General features: G+C 45.8%; 22 protein-coding genes and 2 riboswitches. Of the genes, 17 read left to right on the top strand and 5 right to left on the bottom strand.

The window, feature by feature from the left end; genetic code table 11:
- Window positions 1–20: 20 nt before the first annotated feature.
- Entirely contained in the window at window positions 21–923 is a 903-nt protein-coding gene (locus tag FZD51_RS00190) for a phosphotransferase enzyme family protein (protein ID WP_148972901.1), read from the top strand.
- A 240-nt stretch (window positions 924–1,163) separates the two neighbouring features.
- Here the strand turns inward: FZD51_RS00190 and FZD51_RS26370 are convergent, their stop codons facing one another.
- On the bottom strand, window positions 1,164–1,289 hold the full coding sequence (locus FZD51_RS26370) for a DUF6254 family protein (protein ID WP_009793569.1): 126 nt from the start codon (window positions 1,287–1,289) through the stop codon (window positions 1,164–1,166).
- A gap of 202 nt (window positions 1,290–1,491) precedes the next feature.
- Entirely contained in the window at window positions 1,492–2,505 is a 1,014-nt protein-coding gene (locus tag FZD51_RS00185; RefSeq protein WP_148972900.1) for a DUF3231 family protein, read from the bottom strand.
- A gap of 197 nt (window positions 2,506–2,702) precedes the next feature.
- Window positions 2,703–2,806, top strand: a riboswitch (SAM riboswitch).
- A 77-nt stretch (window positions 2,807–2,883) separates the two neighbouring features.
- Window positions 2,884–2,982, top strand: a riboswitch (SAM riboswitch).
- A 167-nt stretch (window positions 2,983–3,149) separates the two neighbouring features.
- On the opposite strand from FZD51_RS00185, the gene FZD51_RS00180 reads away from it, so the two are divergent.
- Window positions 3,150–4,772 (top strand): peptide ABC transporter substrate-binding protein, encoded by a 1,623-nt coding sequence (locus tag FZD51_RS00180; protein ID WP_148972899.1) that lies wholly within the window; start codon window positions 3,150–3,152, stop codon window positions 4,770–4,772.
- 90 nt (window positions 4,773–4,862) lie between these two features.
- On the opposite strand, the gene FZD51_RS25955 is transcribed toward FZD51_RS00180, so the two are convergent.
- Both FZD51_RS25955 and FZD51_RS00175 read right to left on the bottom strand, forming a co-directional pair.
- Window positions 4,863–5,018: a hypothetical protein gene (locus tag FZD51_RS25955; RefSeq protein ID WP_009793575.1), complete on the bottom strand. Its 156-nt coding sequence runs from the start codon at window positions 5,016–5,018 to the stop codon at window positions 4,863–4,865.
- A 161-nt stretch (window positions 5,019–5,179) separates the two neighbouring features.
- Complete coding sequence (locus tag FZD51_RS00175) at window positions 5,180–5,356, bottom strand: DUF2187 family protein (protein WP_420886199.1); 177 nt, start codon at window positions 5,354–5,356, stop codon at window positions 5,180–5,182.
- Window positions 5,357–5,558: 202 nt separating this feature from the next.
- Here FZD51_RS00175 and FZD51_RS00170 point away from each other — a divergent pair, with 202 nt between their 5' ends.
- Entirely contained in the window at window positions 5,559–6,218 is a 660-nt protein-coding gene (locus FZD51_RS00170; protein WP_148972897.1) for a TetR/AcrR family transcriptional regulator, read from the top strand.
- 114 nt (window positions 6,219–6,332) lie between these two features.
- Here FZD51_RS00170 and FZD51_RS00165 read toward each other — a convergent pair whose 3' ends face one another.
- Window positions 6,333–6,548: a hypothetical protein gene (locus FZD51_RS00165; RefSeq protein WP_148972896.1), complete on the bottom strand. Its 216-nt coding sequence runs from the start codon at window positions 6,546–6,548 to the stop codon at window positions 6,333–6,335.
- A gap of 188 nt (window positions 6,549–6,736) precedes the next feature.
- On the opposite strand from FZD51_RS00165, the gene FZD51_RS00160 reads away from it, so the two are divergent.
- The 14 genes from FZD51_RS00160 to FZD51_RS00095 all read left to right on the top strand — a co-directional run bounded on the left by FZD51_RS00160 (window position 6,737) and on the right by FZD51_RS00095 (window position 20,117).
- Window positions 6,737–7,591: a GRP family sugar transporter gene (locus FZD51_RS00160; RefSeq protein ID WP_148972895.1), complete on the top strand. Its 855-nt coding sequence runs from the start codon at window positions 6,737–6,739 to the stop codon at window positions 7,589–7,591.
- A 16-nt stretch (window positions 7,592–7,607) separates the two neighbouring features.
- Window positions 7,608–8,393 carry a glucose-1-dehydrogenase gene (locus FZD51_RS00155; protein WP_148973276.1) on the top strand — a complete coding sequence of 262 codons (786 nt, stop codon included), beginning with the start codon at window positions 7,608–7,610 and terminating at the stop codon, window positions 8,391–8,393.
- Between the two features lie 308 nt (window positions 8,394–8,701).
- Window positions 8,702–9,736 carry a Delta(5) desaturase DesA gene (desA, locus tag FZD51_RS00150; RefSeq protein WP_148972894.1) on the top strand — a complete coding sequence of 345 codons (1,035 nt, stop codon included), beginning with the start codon at window positions 8,702–8,704 and terminating at the stop codon, window positions 9,734–9,736.
- A gap of 102 nt (window positions 9,737–9,838) precedes the next feature.
- Window positions 9,839–10,975: a sensor histidine kinase gene (locus FZD51_RS00145; RefSeq protein ID WP_148972893.1), complete on the top strand. Its 1,137-nt coding sequence runs from the start codon at window positions 9,839–9,841 to the stop codon at window positions 10,973–10,975.
- Window positions 10,972–11,568, top strand: coding sequence for a response regulator transcription factor (locus FZD51_RS00140; RefSeq protein ID WP_148972892.1), 597 nt, complete (start codon window positions 10,972–10,974; stop codon window positions 11,566–11,568). Before FZD51_RS00145 ends, FZD51_RS00140 begins: the two co-directional genes overlap by 4 nt.
- Window positions 11,569–11,945: 377 nt before the next feature.
- Window positions 11,946–12,500, top strand: coding sequence for a sigma-70 family RNA polymerase sigma factor (locus FZD51_RS00135; RefSeq protein ID WP_187445566.1), 555 nt, complete (start codon window positions 11,946–11,948; stop codon window positions 12,498–12,500).
- Entirely contained in the window at window positions 12,484–13,251 is a 768-nt protein-coding gene (locus tag FZD51_RS00130) for a hypothetical protein (protein ID WP_148972890.1), read from the top strand. The genes FZD51_RS00135 and FZD51_RS00130 overlap by 17 nt, the downstream gene beginning before the upstream one ends.
- Window positions 13,242–13,586 carry a hypothetical protein gene (locus FZD51_RS00125; protein ID WP_148972889.1) on the top strand — a complete coding sequence of 115 codons (345 nt, stop codon included), beginning with the start codon at window positions 13,242–13,244 and terminating at the stop codon, window positions 13,584–13,586. The genes FZD51_RS00130 and FZD51_RS00125 overlap by 10 nt, the downstream gene beginning before the upstream one ends.
- Window positions 13,587–13,601: 15 nt before the next feature.
- Window positions 13,602–15,689 carry a peptidoglycan D,D-transpeptidase FtsI family protein gene (locus FZD51_RS00120; RefSeq protein WP_148972888.1) on the top strand — a complete coding sequence of 696 codons (2,088 nt, stop codon included), beginning with the start codon at window positions 13,602–13,604 and terminating at the stop codon, window positions 15,687–15,689.
- A gap of 98 nt (window positions 15,690–15,787) precedes the next feature.
- Window positions 15,788–16,294 (top strand): GNAT family N-acetyltransferase, encoded by a 507-nt coding sequence (locus tag FZD51_RS00115; protein WP_148972887.1) that lies wholly within the window; start codon window positions 15,788–15,790, stop codon window positions 16,292–16,294.
- Between the two features lie 166 nt (window positions 16,295–16,460).
- A complete protein-coding gene (locus FZD51_RS00110) occupies window positions 16,461–17,387 on the top strand; it encodes a hypothetical protein (protein ID WP_148972886.1) in 927 nt (308 codons plus the stop codon).
- A gap of 36 nt (window positions 17,388–17,423) precedes the next feature.
- Window positions 17,424–18,083 (top strand): DUF4129 domain-containing protein, encoded by a 660-nt coding sequence (locus tag FZD51_RS00105; RefSeq protein ID WP_148972885.1) that lies wholly within the window; start codon window positions 17,424–17,426, stop codon window positions 18,081–18,083.
- Window positions 18,064–19,191 carry a DUF4350 domain-containing protein gene (locus FZD51_RS00100; protein WP_148972884.1) on the top strand — a complete coding sequence of 376 codons (1,128 nt, stop codon included), beginning with the start codon at window positions 18,064–18,066 and terminating at the stop codon, window positions 19,189–19,191. Before FZD51_RS00105 ends, FZD51_RS00100 begins: the two co-directional genes overlap by 20 nt.
- The gene (locus tag FZD51_RS00095; RefSeq protein ID WP_148972883.1) at window positions 19,188–20,117 is read left to right on the top strand and encodes an AAA family ATPase; all 930 of its coding nucleotides are present in this window, start codon (window positions 19,188–19,190) and stop codon (window positions 20,115–20,117) included. The genes FZD51_RS00100 and FZD51_RS00095 overlap by 4 nt, the downstream gene beginning before the upstream one ends.
- Window positions 20,118–20,148: the final 31 nt, after the last annotated feature.

The raw sequence follows: 20,148 nt of genomic DNA, 5'->3' as shown, positions 1-20,148 counted from the left end.
CGCTTAAGGAAGTGGAATTAATGAACAGAATTTCTGCTGTTGAAAGCCAGTTTAGGTTAAAAATAACTAAGGAAGAGGAGCTGACTGACCGGGTTGCACTTTTGCATTCAGAAGATGCGAAACGCTATATTCTTAAAAAGACAAACGGAATGTGTTTGGAAAGAGAAGCTGAGCTGCTTCAGAACTTAGAAGGTAAGGGTATACCCACCCAGCAGCTGATATCTGCTTTAGATGGCTCCAACTCCTTTATTTATAGCGAAGAGCAATACAGCCTCTACACCTATTGCAAAGGGAAAAACTTTAAAGCTGATGAAGTGCTGATATCTGAAAAAGCACAACAGCTGCTGGCATCCGCAATCGCGGCCGTTCATGCTGAAATGGATATGATCCAAATTGGCTATCCGGAGAAGGACCTTTATAAAACCGTTTATGATTTTGCAGTCCATGAGGTGATGAAAAGCCCAATAGCGAGGGGGGATTCTATAAAAGAGATTATTGCTGCTATAGAGCCGGCTGTCAGAAATATGTCTGACACACTTCCCAGGCAGCTGATTCATCGCGATGCACATTTCTATAATATTCTCTTTGATGAAGGCAAGTTTTCAGGCATTATCGATTTTGAAATCGCTGAAGTAAGCCACCGGATTTTTGATATTTGCTATTGTGCGACCAGTATATTATGCGAAATCTTTGGTGATGAAGAAAAAAGGGAACAGTGGGTGCTTTTTTCAAAAAAGCTTTTCACATACTATGATGAAACAATCGGTCTGACGGCTTACGAAAAAAAGTACTTAGGGGAGATGCTGCTCTGCATCCAGCTGATCTTTATGGCTTATTTTTCAAGAGATAAGGAATTGTTCAGCTTGAATGGTGAAATGCTTGTCTGGATTTATGAAAGACGTGGTGAATGGAAGCAGGTGTAGATCAAGTTTGCCCCTGTTAGCCAGTTCCAGCTCAGGCACTTCTGAGAAACGGCGTTATGAGCAAGTTTTTGGATTTATTAGCAATTTTTTTAGTTTATTAGCAACTTTTCCAGTTTATTAGCAACTTTCTCCATATACTAGCAACTTTTTGATTTTACTAGCATCTTTCCCATTTTATTAGCAACTTCATCGCCAGCAAGCTAATATAAAGGCCCGGGACTATGTCCCGGGCCCTTTCATTCAGGAGCGTCCGCCTTTGCCGGGTTCATCAGCCAGCTGATCAAATGATTTAACCTTACCGTGCGGATGCTGAGTTTCTTTTCTTTGCCGCCACTGTCTTTCTTCCTGCTTTTTTGACTGTGTCATGAGAAGGGCCTCCTCTTAGTGGTATCCTTTTTAGATTTGCCTGATGTCCCTTTTTCAGTCATAAAACTTTCTCCCAGCTGGAGTCCTAAGTATATTTTGTCCATGTTCCCTAATTGCTTATCTGCTGTTATACTCCGTTTGTATTCAATCATGGAAGGAAGCGAAAATAGGACAGCACAAACCCCGGCTTTTAAAGATGGGGTCAGGGTGTTCCTTTTTTGGCCAATGCATCACGGTCCGTGGTTCCGGGAGGCTGCTCCAGCCAGCCGTGCTTGATCATAATGTCTGCTCCGCTTTTAGCATAGAGTGCAATCTCAACGGCAAGCCGCTGGTAGCTGGCTGCTACATCAGTACGCTGGCTTGCAACACCAGCTGTAGCATAATTTCCGGACCCGGTTGCACTTAACAGAGACATATGAAACATCATCAGCTTATCGGAAAATATCTGCTTAGTTGTATCGTAAACGGCTATATTAGGTGAACCTACGGCTTGTATATTGCTTTCGAGCAGGGTCTTCGTAAAAATGCCGACATGCTTTTGGGAAATTTCCTTTCCTCTCAGCATAAATTCCTGTACTTCCTTCAGCCGTGCTGTTTGTGCAAAAGCTGCGGCAATCTGCAGGCCGATGGAATTTGTCTGTATATTCAAGGTCAGATGAGAAATTTCCACCGCATTCAAAGGCCTTTTAGTCGCAAAGGGGTTCAGGCCGCTTAAATATTTCTTTGTATCCACATAATCCGTTTCATGCGGATATGAGATATATGGAGCTCTTATGTATATCCCTTTTTCAAGCATCAGGTTTGTAGTCATATTGTAGAGCGAGGCTGTTTCTGCCAATCCTTCGGTAAAGAATTTCCTTATATCATTTCTGGCACACATAGCAAGCATGCCGCTGTAAGCAAGCATTCCTGCCTTTGCCATATGGTTGATATATGCCAGGCAGAAGGTGTCTGAAAACAGACTAGGAGCATCAGGATTGACATCGCCTCCGCCGAAGCCATTCGGAACCGCCATTTTTTCTTCTTTGAAAAGAGATTCCAGGTATTGAAGGTGGCTGGTCGAAAGATCAATGGCAAATTGGAGGGCAGCGCCAATTTCAGCTTCTGAGGCATGGGTAATCATATAGCCAAGAACACATTTTGACATGCTGTCATTCATATAAGCAGTCCAGAGCATCGCGATTTCTGCCGATGTAAGGGGGGGTTTCTTTTCCATAGGAAGACTCCTTCAATCAGTATGAAAATAGTGTTTGCACTTTAGGGAGGAATTATAAGGCAGGAACTATCCTAATTATGTCTTTAACCTTTTCTTTTGTTTGAAAATATAGAAAAATTGGACTTTTGTTTTTTCTGTTGACGAAATTTTCTAAATTGGTTATTCTTAGTGCACCGAAAAAATTATATATCTATAATTTCTTATCAAGAGAGACGGAGGGGTATGGCCCGAAGAAGTCTCGGCAGCAGGTTCATCCGAACACTGTGCCAAATCCATCAGGCAAAGGCCTGGCAGATAAGAAGGGATCTTGTTCATACATACTGTCCTCTTCTATCTGCAGAAGGGGCTTTTTTATTTCTGCCAGCTAAAAAACTATATCACTTATCCAGAGAGGCGGAGGGACTGGCCCGATGAAGCCTCGGCAGCAGGTCTGCGGACATTGTGCCAATTCCACCGGTTTTACCGGAAAGATAAGCGGAGACATTCCTCTCAGCCTGTCTTTGCTGGGAGGTTTTTTAGTGTGGTAAAGAAGTGAAGAACATTTTCGGAATAAGGCATAAAGGACGGGGGGATTGCTACGTTAAATCTTAGTATTTTAATCTGATAAATCGATTTAAAGCACTAAAATAAAAGGAGGGTAAAACATGAAAAAATTATCGCTTGTATCGCTGGCCATCCTGCTGTTTGCGCTGGCTGTTCTTGCAGGGTGCAGCAGTGGTGAAGAAGGATCAGCATCCGGAGAAAATGACGTTGAACAAGTATTGAATGCCAATCTTGGAGGGGAGCCGTATACCCTTGATCCTGCTTTTGCATCTGATACAACTTCCTTCTGGGTGATCGATAACTTATATGAAGGCTTATACCGTTATGATAAAGACGGAAATGCAGTGGAAGGGGCAGCCAGCAAGGTTGATGTTTCAGAAGACGGTAAAATATATACCTTCACAATCAGGGACGGGCTGAAGTGGTCCAATGGAGATCCGCTGACAGCAAAGGATTTTGAGTTTGCATGGAAAAGGGTCCTGAATCCTGAAACAGGCGCCTATGATCCTTCCAGCTTTTTTTACATAAAAGGGGCTGAAGAATATAACAGGGAAAATGGTGCTGTGGAAGATGTAGGAATTATTGCAGAAGACGATCATACCCTGAAGGTGGAGCTGGACACACCGATTAAGTTCTTCCCGAAAGTACTGATGGGACAGGGCTTCATGCCGGTGAACCAGAAAACAGTCGAGGGTGACAAAAACTGGGCGGCAGGGCCGGAGACAATCGTGACCAATGGCGCTTATACACTAGGGGAATGGGAACACAATAATCTCCTTACTTTGAAAAAGAACAGCAATTACTGGAACAGCAAAGACATTAAGATGGACGCCGTAAACTTTAAAATGGTTGCTGATGCCAACACCGAGTACCAAATGTACAAATCCGGCGATATTGATCTGATCAAGAATCTAGCAGCCGATGCGATAGATATGGAAAAGGGAGGCAAGGAGTTCATCAACTCGCCGCAATTCAGTGTCTATACGTATACATTCAATGTTAATGAAGAGCCTTTCAATAACAGTAAGATCCGGAAAGCGTTCAGCATGGCAATCGACCGTGAAGCCATCACGAAAAACATTTCCAAAGGAGGCGAAAAGCCTGCCTACGGCTATGTGGGATACGGTGTGGAAGGGCCGTCAGGGAATGACTTCCGCGATGAAAAGGATCCTTACTATTCTTTTGATGCAGACAAAGCAAAAGCATTGCTTGCAGAGGGGATGAAGGAAGAAGGCTGGAAGGAGCTACCCGCTGTAACCCTGAAATATAATTCAGAAGGAAACCACAAGAAGATTGCCGAAGCTTTGCAGGAAATGTTCAAGGTGAACCTTGGCGTTGAAGTGAAGCTTGAGAACCAGGAATGGAAAACATTCATAGATACTTTCAAGCAGAAAAACTTCCAGGCGGCGCGCATGGGCTGGGTTGGGGAATTCCTGGATCCGTACCCTGTTCTGGATCTGTACAGCTCAGGAAGTTCCAGCAACTTTACAAACTGGTCCAATCCTGAATTTGACCAGCTGCTCGACCAGTCGCTGACAGAGCAGGATGAAGCAAAGAGATTTGAGCTGCTGCATCAGGCTGAAGCTGTCCTGATGGATGAGATGCCAATCATCCCAATTTACTTTTCTTCTCAAAATGCGGTTGTAAAAGAAAATATCAAGGGAATCCGGTTCAGCCCGCTCAATAATCCGGATTTCAGATATGCTGAAAAGGTTTCTGAATAAGTTTGCACAAAGGAGCCGGTATACCGGCTCCTTTTACAAGGTTAAAAGATCCATATGCGGATAAAAAAACAGCCTTCATGAGGCTGCAGGTTAAGAGGAAGCGGCGGGCATATTGGAAGCTGGCAGAGCAATGATTTTGCCGCCGATCTGGATATGAACGGTATCTTTGTAGATAGCCTTTACAATGCCTTTTAGCAAAACAGGTGAATCTACCGCTAATTTCTTTGAGTCTTTGCTGATTTCCATGCCAGAATCCTCCCAGGGTATGAATTTTGATGAAATGGCAGTATGAATAAACATATAAATCAATTCTACCTTTATAGCTGAAATCCTGCGTATTTTTCATGTAAAAGCAAATAAACTCATCAAATGCTTCTCTAAATATTTTAAGCTCCGAATATCCTTTTTCATACTATCTTGTAATTTTTATGTGATACGACCGTGATTGGTGTATCAATTTTTAACATCAGTGCATCTTCATCGCTGATTTGGACTAGAACGCTTTCTTCTTTAACCTTGACGACCGTTCCTGTAATGGAAAGATCATGCCTTTTAAATCTGATTACATCTCCCTCTTTTGCCATGATCGCGACCCCTTATCGTTAAATTTTCAAACCTTAAAACTAAGACGTAAGGACTACTAAACTGAAATTAAATTCATTATTGCACCATGAGAAACCTCTGTCAATCAATAAGATGAACTTAAGTTCATGTTTTTATATATGCCGTGATTTAATGCTCTCGATGATGTTTTTTATATGATATGATGGATTGGGAGGTGAGCTTATGGCGGACAAAAATGCCGGCGCTTTTCCAGGTGAATTCCCTTCGTTGCCCAAGCAGGAAAGAGCACTGCAGAAAAGGAAGGCACTCCTGGAAAGCGGGCGGCGATTGTTCATAGAAAAAGGCTACGAAATGACCACAGCAAAAGAAATAGCAGCTGCTGCCGATGTGGCCACAGGCACCTTTTACCGCTATTTCTCCGATAAGCGCCAGCTGCTTATGGCTCTGCTGCAGGACAAAATCGACTTATTAATGATCCCTGAGCCGGATTGGCTCAATGGCGATCCGGTCCTCCTCCTTGCCCGTCTGCTGGATGAACACTATAAAAGGCTCGAATCTGTCGGCATCCACCGTGTCCTGCCTGAACTGCTGCATAAGGATTCAGAACTGGCGGCTATTTTACAGGAGGCTCGGAGAAATATACATATGCAGATTGTGCAGGGTTTAGAACAGGCGAGGCAAAAAGGAATGACCTGGAAGGACATAGATCTTGACACTGCCGCATGGTCTGCCCTTATTTTGGCCGAAAATGGCCCTCATAAAGTAGAGCAAAGTTCTTCGCCGCTCAATACCCTGGAAGCAGCCCGAATCATCTGCAGGATGATTTTCCCTCCTGAGGCAATCAGCCGCAATGGGAAGATTGAGGCTGAAAAAATGGAATAGAAGGCCCTGGCATTGTGCCGGGCCTTATTTTTTGTGAAGCCGAGGAATAGTTTAAATAAAAGCAAATTATGTTTTTAAGAAGCCTGCAAATTATCAACCTGTTTACATAACATATCAGACTGTTTGAACTTTTTTCCTCTCAAGCTGTTTCAGCCCTTTTTTTAAAATCTCTACTGCCAAGATGCTAGAACATATTGAAATAATCTCATTGGCGAAAATGAACTTAGCCCCGTAATAGAACACCGTTCCGAATCCCATCTCCAGAGCAAGGAATTTTCTGATGGAAGAAGCTTCGATTATGAAGAAGATAAAACACCCGTCTTTTCTCATTTCTTTCACCTTCCCGACTTATCTTGGATCATATGTCCGCAAAGATATGTCCAATTACTAAGTTCTGCCGGATGTAAAAACATTCCTGTTATTGTGCTTTTTAACTCGAGGTTTCATTTTCAGCACAATCAGGGAAAAACTAATATCAGCATCTTGATTTTTTTTCAGCGAGAAAGGGGACCGCATATATGTCAGGAATTTTATTGGCTGTCATAACAGCAGCATGCTGGGGCAGCATTATCTTGGTCAGCAATAAACTCGGAGGGGATGACAATAGCCAGACCTTTGGGACGACCATCGGCGCACTTATTTTTGCCGGAGCAGTATTTCTCTTTGTCAGACCGGAACTGTCACCGCTTGTATGGGGTGCTGGACTGGCTTCCGGGGCGCTTTGGTCCCTGGGACAGAAAAATCAGTTTGGGGCAGTGAAATATCTGGGAGTCGCTAAGACTACTCCACTATCGACCGGCCTCCAGCTTATCGGGACAAGCTTTTTCGGGATTGTGGTTTTCAATGAATGGTCAACAGGCATTCAAATCACGCTCGGCATCATCGCCCTGGTCCTGATTATCGGCGGAGCAGTGATGACCTCCTGGGGACAGAAGGAAGGGAATGACGAATCTAAGAGTTTGAAAAAAGGACTTGTCACCCTCCTCATATCGACTGTCGGTTTTGTCGGATATGTAGTCATCATCAACTGGCTGGAGATCGACGGATGGTCGGCCCTCCTTCCACAGGCGCTCGGTATGGTCATTGGCGGCACGGCACTCACAATTGAAAATAAGCCGTTCAATAAATATGCCGTCCGGAATCTTCTGACAGGGCTGATCTGGGCAGCCGGAAATCTGACGCTCCTCCTGTCACTCCCGAAAATAGGGGTGGCGACAAGCTTTTCGCTTTCCCAGACTGGAATTGTCATCTCTACCCTGGGAGGAATTTTCCTTCTCGGCGAGAAAACATCCAAAAAGCAAACAATCCTTATCATCACAGGGTGTCTGCTCATCATAGCAGGCGGCGTGCTGATTGGATTTACAAAAGGATAAGCAAAGGAGAATGGATATGTACAAAGACCTTGAAGGAAAAACAGTCGTGATAACAGGTGGAAACTCGGGACTCGGTCGGGCAATGGCCGAAAGATTCGGAGCAGAAAAGTCGAATGTCGTGATCAATTATCACAGCAGTGATGATAATATCGATAAAATCATTGAGAAGATTGAAAACGCGGGAGGAAAGGCTACCAGCATCCAGGGCGATGTCGGCAGCGAGGAAGATATCAAGCGGATCATTGAACATGCTGTGCATACCTTTGGTTCCCTTGATGTTATGGTCAATAATGCCGGGATTGAAAATGAAGTCCCGTCACAGGAACTGTCACTGGATGATTGGAATAAAGTCATCAACACAAACTTGACAGGTCAGTTCCTTGGCTCACGGGAGGCAATCAATTATATGCTGGAAAACAATATAAAAGGTTCAGTCATCAATATGTCATCCGTTCACCAGCGTATTCCATGGCCGCATTTCGTCCACTATGCTGCCAGCAAGGGCGGTGTGAAGCTGATGACCGAAACACTTGCGCTTGAATTTGCCCCTAAAGGAATACGGGTCAACTGCATTGCACCCGGGGCCATCGACACACCGATCAACGCAGAGAAATTCTCAGATCCGGAACTGGAAAAAGGCGTGCTGGAGCTCATTCCGATGGGCTATATCGGAAAGCCCGAAGAAATCGCGGCCTGCGCCGTCTGGCTGGCTTCAAAAGAAGCAAGCTATGTCACCGGCCTCACACTTTTCGCTGACGGCGGGATGACGCAATATCCCGGTTTCCAGGCAGGAAAGGGATAAAAAGATAATTAAATAAGATGGAAAAAAAGGGCATGGAGAAAATCCCCATGCTCTTTTTATTGTTTATTAAAGTATTTACTTAAAGATATCTGAGTTTATTGAGACTTTGTTGATTAAGAGAAATAAGCAGACTCCAGCGAAAATAGCAGAAAGATGAGACCCTGCATAAGCCTTGCGGGGAGGAAACTGCATGAAGTTCTAAACTCCACCCATGACGTTTATCATGTCCACCCTATGACATGTATGCCTTACATCACATCTCTTTCTATTACATAATGAAATAAGCAAGTATGAGGAGGATTAACTGTATGGATAAAAAAACGTCAAAACCTGGCAAATTATCGAGGAAAAATATCACTCCTTACGAAAAAGCAGATACAAAGAGCAGTATCATTCAACTAATGAACACACTGGTGCCATTTTTTCTCATTTGGTATCTGGCCTATGAAACCATGCAAATATCTTATCTGATCACCTTTATTTTAACCGTTGTGAATGCAGGATTCCTGGTGCGGATCTTCATTATTTTCCATGACTGCTGCCATAACTCTTTTTTCAAAAGCAAGAAGGCGAATGAAGTGCTTGGCATGATCACAGGAGTGATGACACTCTTTCCTTTCCACCAGTGGAGGCACAGCCATTCTGTCCACCATGCAACCAGCGGCAACCTGAATAAAAGGGGCACCGGTGACATCTGGGTCATGACGGTTGATGAATACCTGGACGCCAGCTTCTGGCAGCGCATGCAGTACCGGGCTTACCGCAATCCGCTTGTGATGTTCGGCCTCGGACCGATTTATGAGTTCCTCATTGCCCAGCGCTTCAACCGCAAGGGGGCACGTTCAAAGGAAAGGATGAACACCTATTTAACAAACATCCTGATTGTCCTTGTCATTGCATTCATGTGCTGGCTGGTAGGCTGGAAGGCCTTCCTTCTGATCCAGGGACCGATTTTCTATATTTCCGGTGCGCTTGGCATCTGGCTGTTTTATGTACAGCACCAGTTCGAAGATTCTTATTATGAATATGACAAAGAATGGGAATTTGTCAGGGCAGCTGTTGATGGAAGCTCCTTTTATAAGCTTCCGAAACTCCTGCAGTGGCTGACCGGCAATATCGGCTTCCACCATGTCCATCATCTCAGCCCAAGGGTTCCGAACTATTATTTGGAAGATGCCCATAATAAGGAGCCGCTGCTCAATAATGTCCAGACGATCACACTGTCAACTAGTTTGAAGTCGCTGAAATACCGATTATGGGATGAACAGAGCCGCAGCTTTGTTTCTTTCAGGGAAATCCATCACCTGCTGAAAGCGCAGAAAAAGAAAAGCATTTCAGTTTAAAAAGCCAATTCAAAGGACGGAGCCCGGAAATCATGGCTCTGTCCTTTTTTGAAAAGACAATTTTATGTAAAATAAGGATACAAAAGATATTGGAGTTGTATAATGAAGAAAAAATTGCTTGTCTTTAACAGCAGCACCGGAATATCCCCATATATTTGGGCAATTTTGACGATACTGCCTTTCTATTTCATTTTCCAGTCTTCTTCAACAGCGGAAATCGTTGCAGGCATCATTTTAACTGTCATCTTTTATTTATGCTTCCGGCTGGCCTTCCTTTCGAGGGGATGGACAGTCTATATCTGGGCCGTCGTGCTGATCGGGATCTCATCTGCAATGACCACACTGTTCGGCTATGTGTATTTTTCGTTTTTCATTGCTTATTTTATCGGCAATATTACAGGAAAGGCCGCTTTTGCGGTACTTTATATCCTTCATCTGGTCGGCGCTTCTGCAGCGATCAATTATCAGTTTGTCCTGCAGGATCCTTTATTCCTGAAGCAGATTCCATTCATCATCATCAGCTGGCTCAGTGTCATTCTCCTGCCATTCAGCATCAAAAACCGGAATATGCGGGGCAAGCTGGAGTCGCAGCTGGAAGATGCCAATAAACGGATCTCAGAGCTGGTTAAGATGGAAGAGAGACAGCGGATTGCCAGGGACCTGCATGATACGCTCGGCCAGAAGCTTTCACTGATCGGGCTTAAGAGCGATCTGGCGGGGAAATTAGTCTATAAAGATCCTGAGCAGGCCCGTTCCGAGCTGAAGGATGTGCAGCAGACGGCCAGGACCGCCCTGAATGAGGTCAGGAAGATGGTCTCGCAGATGAGGGGGATCCGGCTGAAGGAGGAGGTAGTCCTGATTGAACAAATACTCGGGGCTGCAGGGATTTCGTTTGTGCTGAAACAGGAGCGGCAGCTTGTCAATGTTTCATTATTTGTGGAAAACATCCTCAGCATGTGCCTGAAGGAGGCAGTGAATAATGTGGTGAAGCACTCCAATGCTACCGAAGTTATCGTGGAAATCACTCAGGCCGATGACGAAACTGCAGTCACAGTTAGTGACAATGGCGTTGGCGTTGACCCTGACCGGGACATCGGCAAAGGAAGCGGCCTGCTCGGAATCAGGGAGCGTGCTGAATTTGTCAATGGCACTATGGAGGTGTACCAGGACGGGGGAACTACACTGATTGTCCGGGTGCCGAATGTTGTGAAGATCAGACAAAAGGAGGAGCTGCAATGATTCGTATTGTCATAGCAGAAGATCAGCGTATGATGCTCGGTGCACTTGGTTCGCTGCTGAGCCTTGAAGATGATATGGAAGTTGTCGGCAAGGCAGGCAATGGCGAGGAAGCTGTCGCCCTTGTCCATAAGCATCAGCCGGATATCTGCATCATGGATATTGAGATGCCGCTGAAAACGGGACTTGAGGCAGCTGAAGAACTGAAGGGCACCTGCAAGGTTATTATCCTGACTACCTTTGCCAGAACAGGCTATTTTCAATCGGCGATCAAAGCCGGCGTGAGCGGCTACCTGCTCAAAGACAGCCCGAGCGAAGAGCTGGCAGGCAGTATCCGCAGTGTCTTGGCTGGCCGCCGCATTTACGCCCCGGAGCTGATGGATGATATGTATGCCGAAGAAAATCCGCTGACCGAAAGGGAAAAAGCAGTACTGGAACTGGTCGCGGACGGAAAGAATACAAATGAAATTGCAGCAGAGCTGTCCATTAAAAGCGGGACTGTGCGCAATTATGTGTCTGCCATTCTGGAAAAGCTTGAAGTACAAAACCGGATAGAAGCGATTACACGGTCCCGTGAAAAGGGATGGTTTAAATAATGAGAAGAGCTGGAAGGATTCCGGCTCTTTTTTTTAAGTTTTTACAGAAATTGTAAGAGGGAAAAATTATTCCCGATTCTGGGTAGAATAAATGGAATTTTAGGTCGAATCCTTCAAAATGTTGCCTGAATTCTTCAAAATTCAGGCAGAATACTGCTAATGTATGCAGAATCATTCCTGAATCATCTGAAGTTTATGTTCCCACTCTGCTAAATTCAGACAGAATACCCTCAATTCAAAAAGAGCTTCCCCATTTTTTATGAATTCTATGTGTCATCCCATATACCAAAGAAAAAATTCCCTGTTTTTTGACCCTTTTTACAGTTATGTTGCGTCTATATTACAAACGGCTTTTTAAGCAGCAAGGAGGGGAGTATTTGAACCCTGACATCATTCGAGATTGGCAGAAGCTTGCAAAGGACGAAGCCATAGAATATGCCATGGATTTGTATGGCGAGAAATTGAAGCGATTTATTTATACATATACGAAAAGCTGGACGCAGACTGAAGATGTGCTCCAGGAGGTTTTCCTGAGCGTCTATATGAATCTGGATAACTTTAAAGGTGAATCGTCCTTTAAGACGTGGATTTACAGGATTGCCGCGAATAAATGCAAAGACCATCTAAGAAGCTGGCATTATCTCCACTTCCAGCTTACTGACAAACTATTCTGGTTTGACAGAAGGGAGAGATCGGCTGAGGATGAACTGGTTGAAAAAGCTGGGCAGGACCGACTGATGGAAAATATCTTAAAATTGCCGGTCAAATATAGGGAGAGCATCCTCCTTTACTATGTGAAGGAATTTTCAATGCCGGAAATTGCCGGCATCCTGGATCTTCATATAGAAACGGTTAAAACGAGGATCAGAAGGGGCCGGGAGAAGTTGAAAGTCTTTTATTCTGAAGAAGAAGGGAATGAATTCAGTGGATGACAGGCTGAGAGATTTGAAGCAGCATTTTGATCCCTATATTTCTAAGGACCCGGTTTTTACAGAGAAAGATAAAAGGCTGATCAGACAAAAGATTGCGGCAGGGAAGGAAAAGAAAACGGCACATTTTTCAACCTTTTTCCCAAGGGCTGCCGCATGGCTCACAGCAGGTGCATTCTTTCTGTCTGCGGGCGGTTTTGCCGGATATCAGCTGGGCATTCTGCAGACAGAAGGCCAGAGTTCAAAGCAGCAGGACACCGTAAAAGAAATAGTCGCATACGATTCTGGCCGGAATATTTTTGACCCTGAGGAAGCTGTGGCAGGCGATATGGTAGCGGGAATGCGTTTATCCCAGCTTGATAGTGAAGGCAGGCATGGAGCATTCCAGACAGTGTATGCAGAATTCAAGGGAGAAAAGCTTTTAAGCGGCACAGTCCAAAGTTTCGGCGGCTCCACCGGTTTCCTAGAAGGCCAATTCTATTTTAAACCTGATGCAGATTCTGAAGCTCTCCTGCCGCGTTTTAAGGGAGACACCAGGGAAAGCTGGATTACTTTTGAAAATCAGGAAGAATTCTCAGATAAAGTTAAACTGGCTGCAGAAGGAGGCGGGAAGATGCATGTCCTCATAGACGCCTATACCATACGCTTTGCCCCTTCGGATTCAAACAATACTGCGAGGATCAGATCAATCGTAAAGAATACACCTGTGATTTCCTTAAAACAGGAAGGGGAAACGGTCGTTCCATGGAAATAGGTAAAGGCAAGGCTTTCATTTCTATTGACAGTACACAGAAGTTCACTGGCGGAGTTTCGCTTGAAAGTCTCAATCCCGGCCGCCGTTATACAGTTACACTGAAGTCCAACGCAAACCATGGCGTTGTGTTCGGACCGGCTGAAAATATTGATATAGCGGAAGGTTCGATTGAGGACGATATTTATTTCATACCAACTGCTGACGGCAGGCTCACGGTGTCGATGGCAAATCCTGTCCGCATTCTTGAAGGCGGGGGCGAATACTTTTTGATTGTACAGGCAGAGGGAGAGATGGCTGACATGTCTGTCTCCGGGCCATTTGAGTTCAAAAAATAAAAGGGGGCCTTAAAAGTGGAAGTGGAAAAAGAGAAAAAAAAGATAAAAAACAAACTGCCATTCCGGCTCAATCTGCTTTTTTTCTTTGTTTTTGTATGCTTCAGCCTGCTGATTGTCCGGCTTGGCGTCGTCCAAATCGTCAAAGGGGAGGATTTCGTGAACGAGCTGAACCGGACCGAAAACCTCGTCATCAAGGAATCTGTCCCAAGGGGGAAAATCTTTGACAGGGATGGCCGGCTCATTGTCGATAATGTGGGGCAGAATGCCATTTCCTATATAAAGGATCAGAATACGAGGCAAGAGGAAATCAAGGATGTTGCGGAAGAGCTTGCCAAATATATTGAAATGGGCACAGATAAATTGACGGATAGGGACTTGAAGGATTTCTGGATCCTGACACATGAAGAAGAGGCAAAGGCGCTGCTTACTGAGGAAGAGCTGGAAAATGAAAAGCTGACAGACAAAGACCTTTATAAGCTTCAGCTCAAAAGAATTACTCCGGAAAAGCACCTTGCTGAAATGACGCCTCAGGATAAAAAGGTGGCCGCTATCTTCAGGGAAATGGCGAAAGGCTATGCGCTCACACCTCAGATCGTCAAAAATGAAAATGTAACCAGTAAAGAAGCCGCCCTTGTGAGTGAGCATCTCCAGGATATGCCGGGTGTCGACGTTTTCACGGACTGGAAGCGTGAATATCCTAATGGCGATACATTCCGATCGATCCTTGGAAATATCAGTTCAAGCGAGGAAGGCCTGCCTCAGGACCGGCTGGAATATTTCACTTCACGCGGCTATAGTCTGAATGACCGGGTCGGGAAAAGCCAGATCGAATATCAGTATGAAGATGTGCTTGCTGGAGAAAAAACAAAAACAGAATACAAAGTGGACAAAAGCGGGAAAGTGAAAGAAGCGGAAGAAATTTCACCAGGAAAAAGCGGCAAGGATTTGATCCTGACCATTGATCTTGAGCTGCAGGAGAAGGTGGAGGAAGTCATCGAGCGTGAGCTGAAAGCTGCTAAAGCAAGCGGCGGAGGCAGATTCCTCGACAGTGCCTTCGTTGTCATGACCAATCCGGGGACAGGCGAAGTCCTGGCTATTTCAGGCAAGAAACTTAAATACGAAAACGGCGGCTACAAGGTGGATGACTATGCACTGGGGACTTTCACTTCATCGTATGAAGTCGGGTCAGCCGTCAAGGGGGCGACTGTCCTTGCCGGCTATGAAATGGGCGTCCTTCAGCTAGGTACCAGATTCAAAGATGAGCCCCTTAATTTGTATCAGACACCAGTGAAAAAATCATACAGCCTTGCACTTGGATCACCTAATGATATTGAAGCTTTGAAGAAATCATCGAACGTTTATATGTTTAAAACGGCAATCAGGGCGCTCGGCAAGGAATATACACCCGGAATGAAGCTGCCGTACGATCCAGGAGCGTTTGAGGAGTTCCGCTATTATTTCAATCAGTTCGGCCTCGGGGTCAAGACGGGGATCGACCTTCCGAACGAATCCAGCGGACTTCCGGGCACCGACTACAGGCCCGGGCTTCTGCTCGACTTATCAATCGGGCAATATGATACTTATACAGCCCTTCAGCTTGCACAATATATATCGACGATTGCCAATGACGGGAACCGCATGAAGCTGCAGCTTGTCAGGGAAATCAGGGAACCATCACCGGCAAAAGAGCTTGGCCCTGTCTACAAGGGCTTCGAGCCGGTCACCCTTAACCGCATTGACATGAGCGAGCGGGAAATCCAGCAGGTTCAGGCCGGCTTCAAGAAGGTATTCCAGGAAAAGGGCGGGACTGCAGAAAACTATTTCAGCGGAAGTCCTTACCGGGAATATGACCTGGCAGGAAAGACCGGGACAGCTCAGTCGTTCTATTATAGTATGGAAGAGAAAAAGCTGTACAAAGACACACCAACCTATAATCTCACACTGGCAGGCTATTCCCCTTCACGTGATCCGGAGGTTGCCTTCTCGATCGTTGTGCCTTATGTGTCTTCTGATAAAAACACCATCAATAAAAAAATCGGCCAGGGCATCATGAAGGCCTATTATGACCTGAAAAAAGGAAAAATAGCCGAGGACAGCGAATAGAATGGAAAAGGCGGAAGAAAGGGGCCATGAATGGGCCCCTTTTTCCATGGCTGAATGATCGAATGAATCTGGAAAAGAAAATAAAGGAGGAATTTATAATGAAAGTCAGAGAGCTAAAGAGCTTGGGTGAAAAAGAACTGAAACAGCTGTCCGTGCTGCTGGCTGATGCAGTCAACAGCGGAGCGTCGATTGGATTTCTGCCTCCGATGGATGAAGCAGCCGCCCTTTCCTACTGGAAGGAACTCCAGCTGAATGAGACTGCCCTATTGATAGCTGAAGAAGAAGAAGAAGGTACAATTGCCGGGTCTGTCCAGCTTCAATTTTGCACAAAGGAAAATGGCAGCCACCGCGCTGAAATAGGCAAGCTGATGACCCATACTAATTTCCGCCGCAAAGGGATTGGCCGCAGGCTGATGGAAGCTGCAGAGAAAAAAGCAATGGGAAGCGGAGTTTCGCTGATTGTACTCGATACGAGGGAAGGAGATCCTTCCAACCTGCTTTACCGTTCCCTGAATTATATAGAATCAGGCATGATCCCCTGCTATGCCCGCTCTGAAGACGGCAGCCTCCACACAACTGTCTTCTATCACAAACTCCTATCATAATATCCTGCTATATTGGGAAACTGTCAGGTTTTGCGCTTTTAGTCCCCGCTGCTGGAAGAAAAATGTTAGAATATCCAATAGATTGACAAATTTTTCATCCACGAGAGGCATCACCGCAATCAGGATATTTATCGGGGTCCTCTCCATTCATTTAGGAGGCTGAAATATGAATTCACAATTAAACAAGCCAAAAGGTATCGGCCAGATCCTTGACCTTACCTTCAGCCTGGCCAGAAATAGATTTGGTTCCTTCACGGCCATCTTTCTCATTCTGGCAGGGCCGGTCTATCTTCTCCAGGCACTGTTCAGCCTTGCCGCGGGACAGAGTTTTTTCAGGGACATAAATGCCGGGGGAAGCTGGTTTGAACAGATTGCCGCAAGCTTTGAAACTGAAACCGCAGGTACAGATATTTACGCACCAGATTCACTTTTTGCCGATCTGGGCCTGTTATTTACCGGCCTGCTGTCAGCTTTAATGATCCCATTGGCCGGGGCGGCGGTCCTTATAGCGGTAGACCAGGTGAGAAAAGGTCTGGAATTCACCCCGGGAATGGTGATCAAGAAGGCTTTCAGGCGGTTTTGGCCGATTCTGGGAACAAGCATCCTTTTTAGCATCATCACCTTCGCCATCATCATTCTGCCAATTGTATTTATATCAATTACAGGTATTTTCGGGTCCATGGTCCATCCTGTGATAGGTATTATTTTTGCCGGGCTGTTTTTACTCGCTTTTGCCGTTGGAGTAGGGTACCTTCTGACAAGGTGGAGCTTTTATTTTGGATATACCGTTCTGGAAAAAAAAGCACCGGGCTTCTCCGAAAGCTGGACATTGACCCAGGGGCGCTCCTGGCATATGCTCCTTATTTATGCCCTGCTGTTTTTGATCATCGGGATTGTATCTTTTGCGATCGAGATGACGGCCGGCCTTCTCCTTGGAGGCAGTGTACTGTTTGATATCATCCTGAATCTGGCAACCCTTGTCACAACATGTTTGTATTATATCGGATTTTCTGTCATGTATTTCGACCTGAAAGGAAGGCAGGGCGGCGATGACCTTAACAGCATGATAGAGGATTACAGCAGGGTGCAATAGGATGAAGGCTGAGAATACCGGCAAGAGGTGGAAACAATGAAGGATGCTGAACAAGCTAGAAAAGAACTGTCTGAGATTTTGGAAGGCAGGGAATATACTGTCTATCAGGATCAAGGGGAGAGTTTTCTTGAGAAGCTGAGGGAAAAATTCTTCACGTGGCTTGAAGAACTGTTCCCGCAGATAGAGTTTTCCAGCGGCTCTTCAGGCTCCTTTCCGTTCATCATGGTTCTGGCGGGAGTCCTATTCATTGGAATAGTCGTGTTTGCGGCAGCAAGGGCTTCCAAAAGGCAAAAGATCCTGCAGGAGCAACAGCCTCTTGACAGGGCCGCTGAAATCAGCTGGTCCTATAAGAAGCATCTTGAAGAAGCCGGAAAGCATGAGGAATCCGGGGACCTGACAAAAGGAGCACGTCATATTTTCCTGGCCCTTCTGCTCTGGTTCAATGAACACGGGTGGCTGAAGGCAAAGATATGGAAAACGAACTGGGATTATTACGAGGAGCTTAAAAGAACCGACACTAACACGGCTGAGGTTTTCTACTCACTTTCTGCACTTTTCGACCGGGCTGCCTATGGGGGTCAAAACATAAAGAGCAGTGAGTTTCAGCAATACAAGAGAGAAGCTTTTAGACTTATGGACAATAGTGCAAACCTGCAGGAAGGGAGGAATCCAGAAGTTGCGGAATCAGCTGATTAAGAAGTCTTTTTACTGGATATTTCCGCTGCTGCTGTTTATTATGGCCAGCTTTTTCCTGGCCGGCGATGCGCCAGCCAGCTATCCTCCCTATCTTGCCAAATCCCCTTCGCCGACAGGCATTAAGGGACTGTATACATATTTGGAGCAAAACCGCTCCAGCATCAGAAAATGGAGCAGGGAGCCCGGTCTGCTTCCCAACTCTGAAGAACCCATCCTCCTGGTTATGGCAGAGCCCAGCTCTGTTCCTGACCAGGAGGAGATGGCAGCTTATACGAAATTTTTGGAGAATGGCCATACAATTCTGCTATTCAAGGAAAATCCGGCTCCGATGTTCGGGATAAAAACAGAGCAATTGGCAGCAGAAGGGGATAACGCCGTGAATGTTGCAGATAAAGACGGAATGATGCACAGTGCAGCCATATACTCTCCATTCCGGATCACAGAAGAACCTGGGGATGAAATCCTGCTTTCAGATGAACTGGGTGCTGTTGCGGTCAAAAGGGCTGTCGGCAAAGGCAGCCTGATTGCCGCCAATTCCCCTTCCTGGCTCACAAATGGAATGATCCTGGAAGAAAACCATTTAGAGCTCATCCTGGCATTAATGGACGAATCAGCCTCTCAGGATATATTCATAGATGAATTTTTGCATGGGCAGAAATCTTCTTCCGGTGCAGGGGCGTATCCTCAATGGTTCCTCATTATTCTTGTACAGGGAGCCCTGCTCGCCCTATTATGGGTTTTCTATAAAGGAAAAAGGTTTGGACCTGTTGACTGGCCGAGGGAGGAAACTGTCCGTTTTACCGATGAAAAGATTGCTGCCTTGTCTGCCTGGCATATTAGGGGAAGGCGCTACCAGGACTCGCTCAGAATCCAGTCGGAATATACGAAAGAGCTGCTTCAGGAAAAATGGGGCATCCCGTTCAGCCGCGACTGGGAAGAAGCCGGGGATTCCATCCTGGCAAAAGCATCTTCTTTGACTCAAGAAGAGATTGCGACAATCACTAAGGGGATATCTCCTGTATTAAGAGAAGAGAATTTGCATAAAAAAGATTATTTGCTCTGGTCTGAAAAACTGGATCATTTAAGGAAAGAGGTAGAGAAAAGATGAAACAAGATACATCCTCACTGCTCCAGCAGTATGAAGAACGGATAAAAGGACAGGGGCTGAACCTGAGGCTGCTGCTTGCCGCTATCCTCTCAGGGGGACATGTATTGATAGAAGGGGTGCCTGGCACCGGAAAGACCCAGATGGTCAAGACACTGGCCGGGCTTCTCGGCGGTGAGTTCAGCAGGATCCAGTTCACACCCGACCTCCTCCCGAGCGATATAACCGGAAGTATGATTTATAACATGAAGGAAAGCTCTTTCCAAACCCTGAAAGGGCCGATTTTTACAAATGTCCTGCTCGCTGATGAAATCAACAGGACACCTGCGAAAACACAGGCTGCGCTTTTGGAAGCAATGGAAGAGAAGCAGGTGACGATCCAGGGGGAAACTTATCAGCTCCCGGAAGCGTTTTTTGTTGCGGCAACCCAGAATCCGATAGAATTTGAAGGGACCTATCCTTTGCCTGAGGCCCAGCAGGACCGCTTCCTTTTCAAACTGATCATTGGTTTTCCTGAATTTGATGAAGAAAAGCTTGTGCTTCAGTCTGTGCTGGAAGGAAGGTTGGAAGCCGGGTCGATCATGCAGGCACTTTCACTCGAAGACTTTCTGTCCATACGGAAAAATATTGAGAGGGTGGCTTTAAGCCAGGATATTCTGGATTATGTCATGAGGATTGTCAGAAAGACGAGGGAAGCAGAGTCCATCCGGTTCGGCGCCAGTACGAGGGCGGCCATCTCCATCGGAAAAGCAGGCAGGGCATGGGCTTATCTTGCCGGCCGCGATTATGTTACCCCTGATGACATCAAGATGGTATCCAAGCCTGCTTTAAGGCATAGGATCCAATTATCCCCAAATGCAGAATTGGAGGGAAGGACTGTTGACCAGACAATCGATGAGCTTGTGGGATCGGTTCCTGTTCCGAGATAAAGGCATACTTCCCGGAAAGCGGCTCCTCATC

The organism is Bacillus infantis (assembly GCF_008180445.1).
Classification (GTDB): domain Bacteria; phylum Bacillota; class Bacilli; order Bacillales; family Cytobacillaceae; genus Bacillus_AB; species Bacillus_AB infantis_B.
The sequence above is the reverse complement of the archived record's forward strand: the minus strand, read 5'-3'. Positions and strand labels throughout refer to the sequence as shown.

What these genes read in the sequence shown, in the direction of transcription:
- FZD51_RS00130 (WP_148972890.1), top strand. Translation starts at nt 12,484, where the DNA reads ATGAATTCAGTGGATGACAGGCTGAGAGATTTGAAGCAGCATTTTGAT.
- FZD51_RS00185 (WP_148972900.1), bottom strand. Translation starts at nt 2,505, where the DNA reads ATGGAAAAGAAACCCCCCCTTACATCGGCAGAAATCGCGATGCTCTGG.
- FZD51_RS00170 (WP_148972897.1), top strand. Translation starts at nt 5,559, where the DNA reads ATGGCGGACAAAAATGCCGGCGCTTTTCCAGGTGAATTCCCTTCGTTG.
- FZD51_RS00140 (WP_148972892.1), top strand. Translation starts at nt 10,972, where the DNA reads ATGATTCGTATTGTCATAGCAGAAGATCAGCGTATGATGCTCGGTGCA.
- FZD51_RS00145 (WP_148972893.1), top strand. Translation starts at nt 9,839, where the DNA reads ATGAAGAAAAAATTGCTTGTCTTTAACAGCAGCACCGGAATATCCCCA.
- FZD51_RS25955 (WP_009793575.1), bottom strand. Translation starts at nt 5,018, where the DNA reads ATGGAAATCAGCAAAGACTCAAAGAAATTAGCGGTAGATTCACCTGTT.
- FZD51_RS26370 (WP_009793569.1), bottom strand. Translation starts at nt 1,289, where the DNA reads ATGACACAGTCAAAAAAGCAGGAAGAAAGACAGTGGCGGCAAAGAAAA.
- FZD51_RS00115 (WP_148972887.1), top strand. Translation starts at nt 15,788, where the DNA reads ATGAAAGTCAGAGAGCTAAAGAGCTTGGGTGAAAAAGAACTGAAACAG.
- FZD51_RS00155 (WP_148973276.1), top strand. Translation starts at nt 7,608, where the DNA reads ATGTACAAAGACCTTGAAGGAAAAACAGTCGTGATAACAGGTGGAAAC.
- FZD51_RS00175 (WP_420886199.1), bottom strand. Translation starts at nt 5,356, where the DNA reads ATGGCAAAAGAGGGAGATGTAATCAGATTTAAAAGGCATGATCTTTCC.
- FZD51_RS00165 (WP_148972896.1), bottom strand. Translation starts at nt 6,548, where the DNA reads ATGAGAAAAGACGGGTGTTTTATCTTCTTCATAATCGAAGCTTCTTCC.
- FZD51_RS00125 (WP_148972889.1), top strand. Translation starts at nt 13,242, where the DNA reads ATGGAAATAGGTAAAGGCAAGGCTTTCATTTCTATTGACAGTACACAG.
- FZD51_RS00095 (WP_148972883.1), top strand. Translation starts at nt 19,188, where the DNA reads ATGAAACAAGATACATCCTCACTGCTCCAGCAGTATGAAGAACGGATA.
- FZD51_RS00190 (WP_148972901.1), top strand. Translation starts at nt 21, where the DNA reads ATGAACAGAATTTCTGCTGTTGAAAGCCAGTTTAGGTTAAAAATAACT.
- FZD51_RS00105 (WP_148972885.1), top strand. Translation starts at nt 17,424, where the DNA reads ATGAAGGATGCTGAACAAGCTAGAAAAGAACTGTCTGAGATTTTGGAA.
- desA (WP_148972894.1), top strand. Translation starts at nt 8,702, where the DNA reads ATGGATAAAAAAACGTCAAAACCTGGCAAATTATCGAGGAAAAATATC.
- FZD51_RS00160 (WP_148972895.1), top strand. Translation starts at nt 6,737, where the DNA reads ATGTCAGGAATTTTATTGGCTGTCATAACAGCAGCATGCTGGGGCAGC.
- FZD51_RS00110 (WP_148972886.1), top strand. Translation starts at nt 16,461, where the DNA reads ATGAATTCACAATTAAACAAGCCAAAAGGTATCGGCCAGATCCTTGAC.
- FZD51_RS00180 (WP_148972899.1), top strand. Translation starts at nt 3,150, where the DNA reads ATGAAAAAATTATCGCTTGTATCGCTGGCCATCCTGCTGTTTGCGCTG.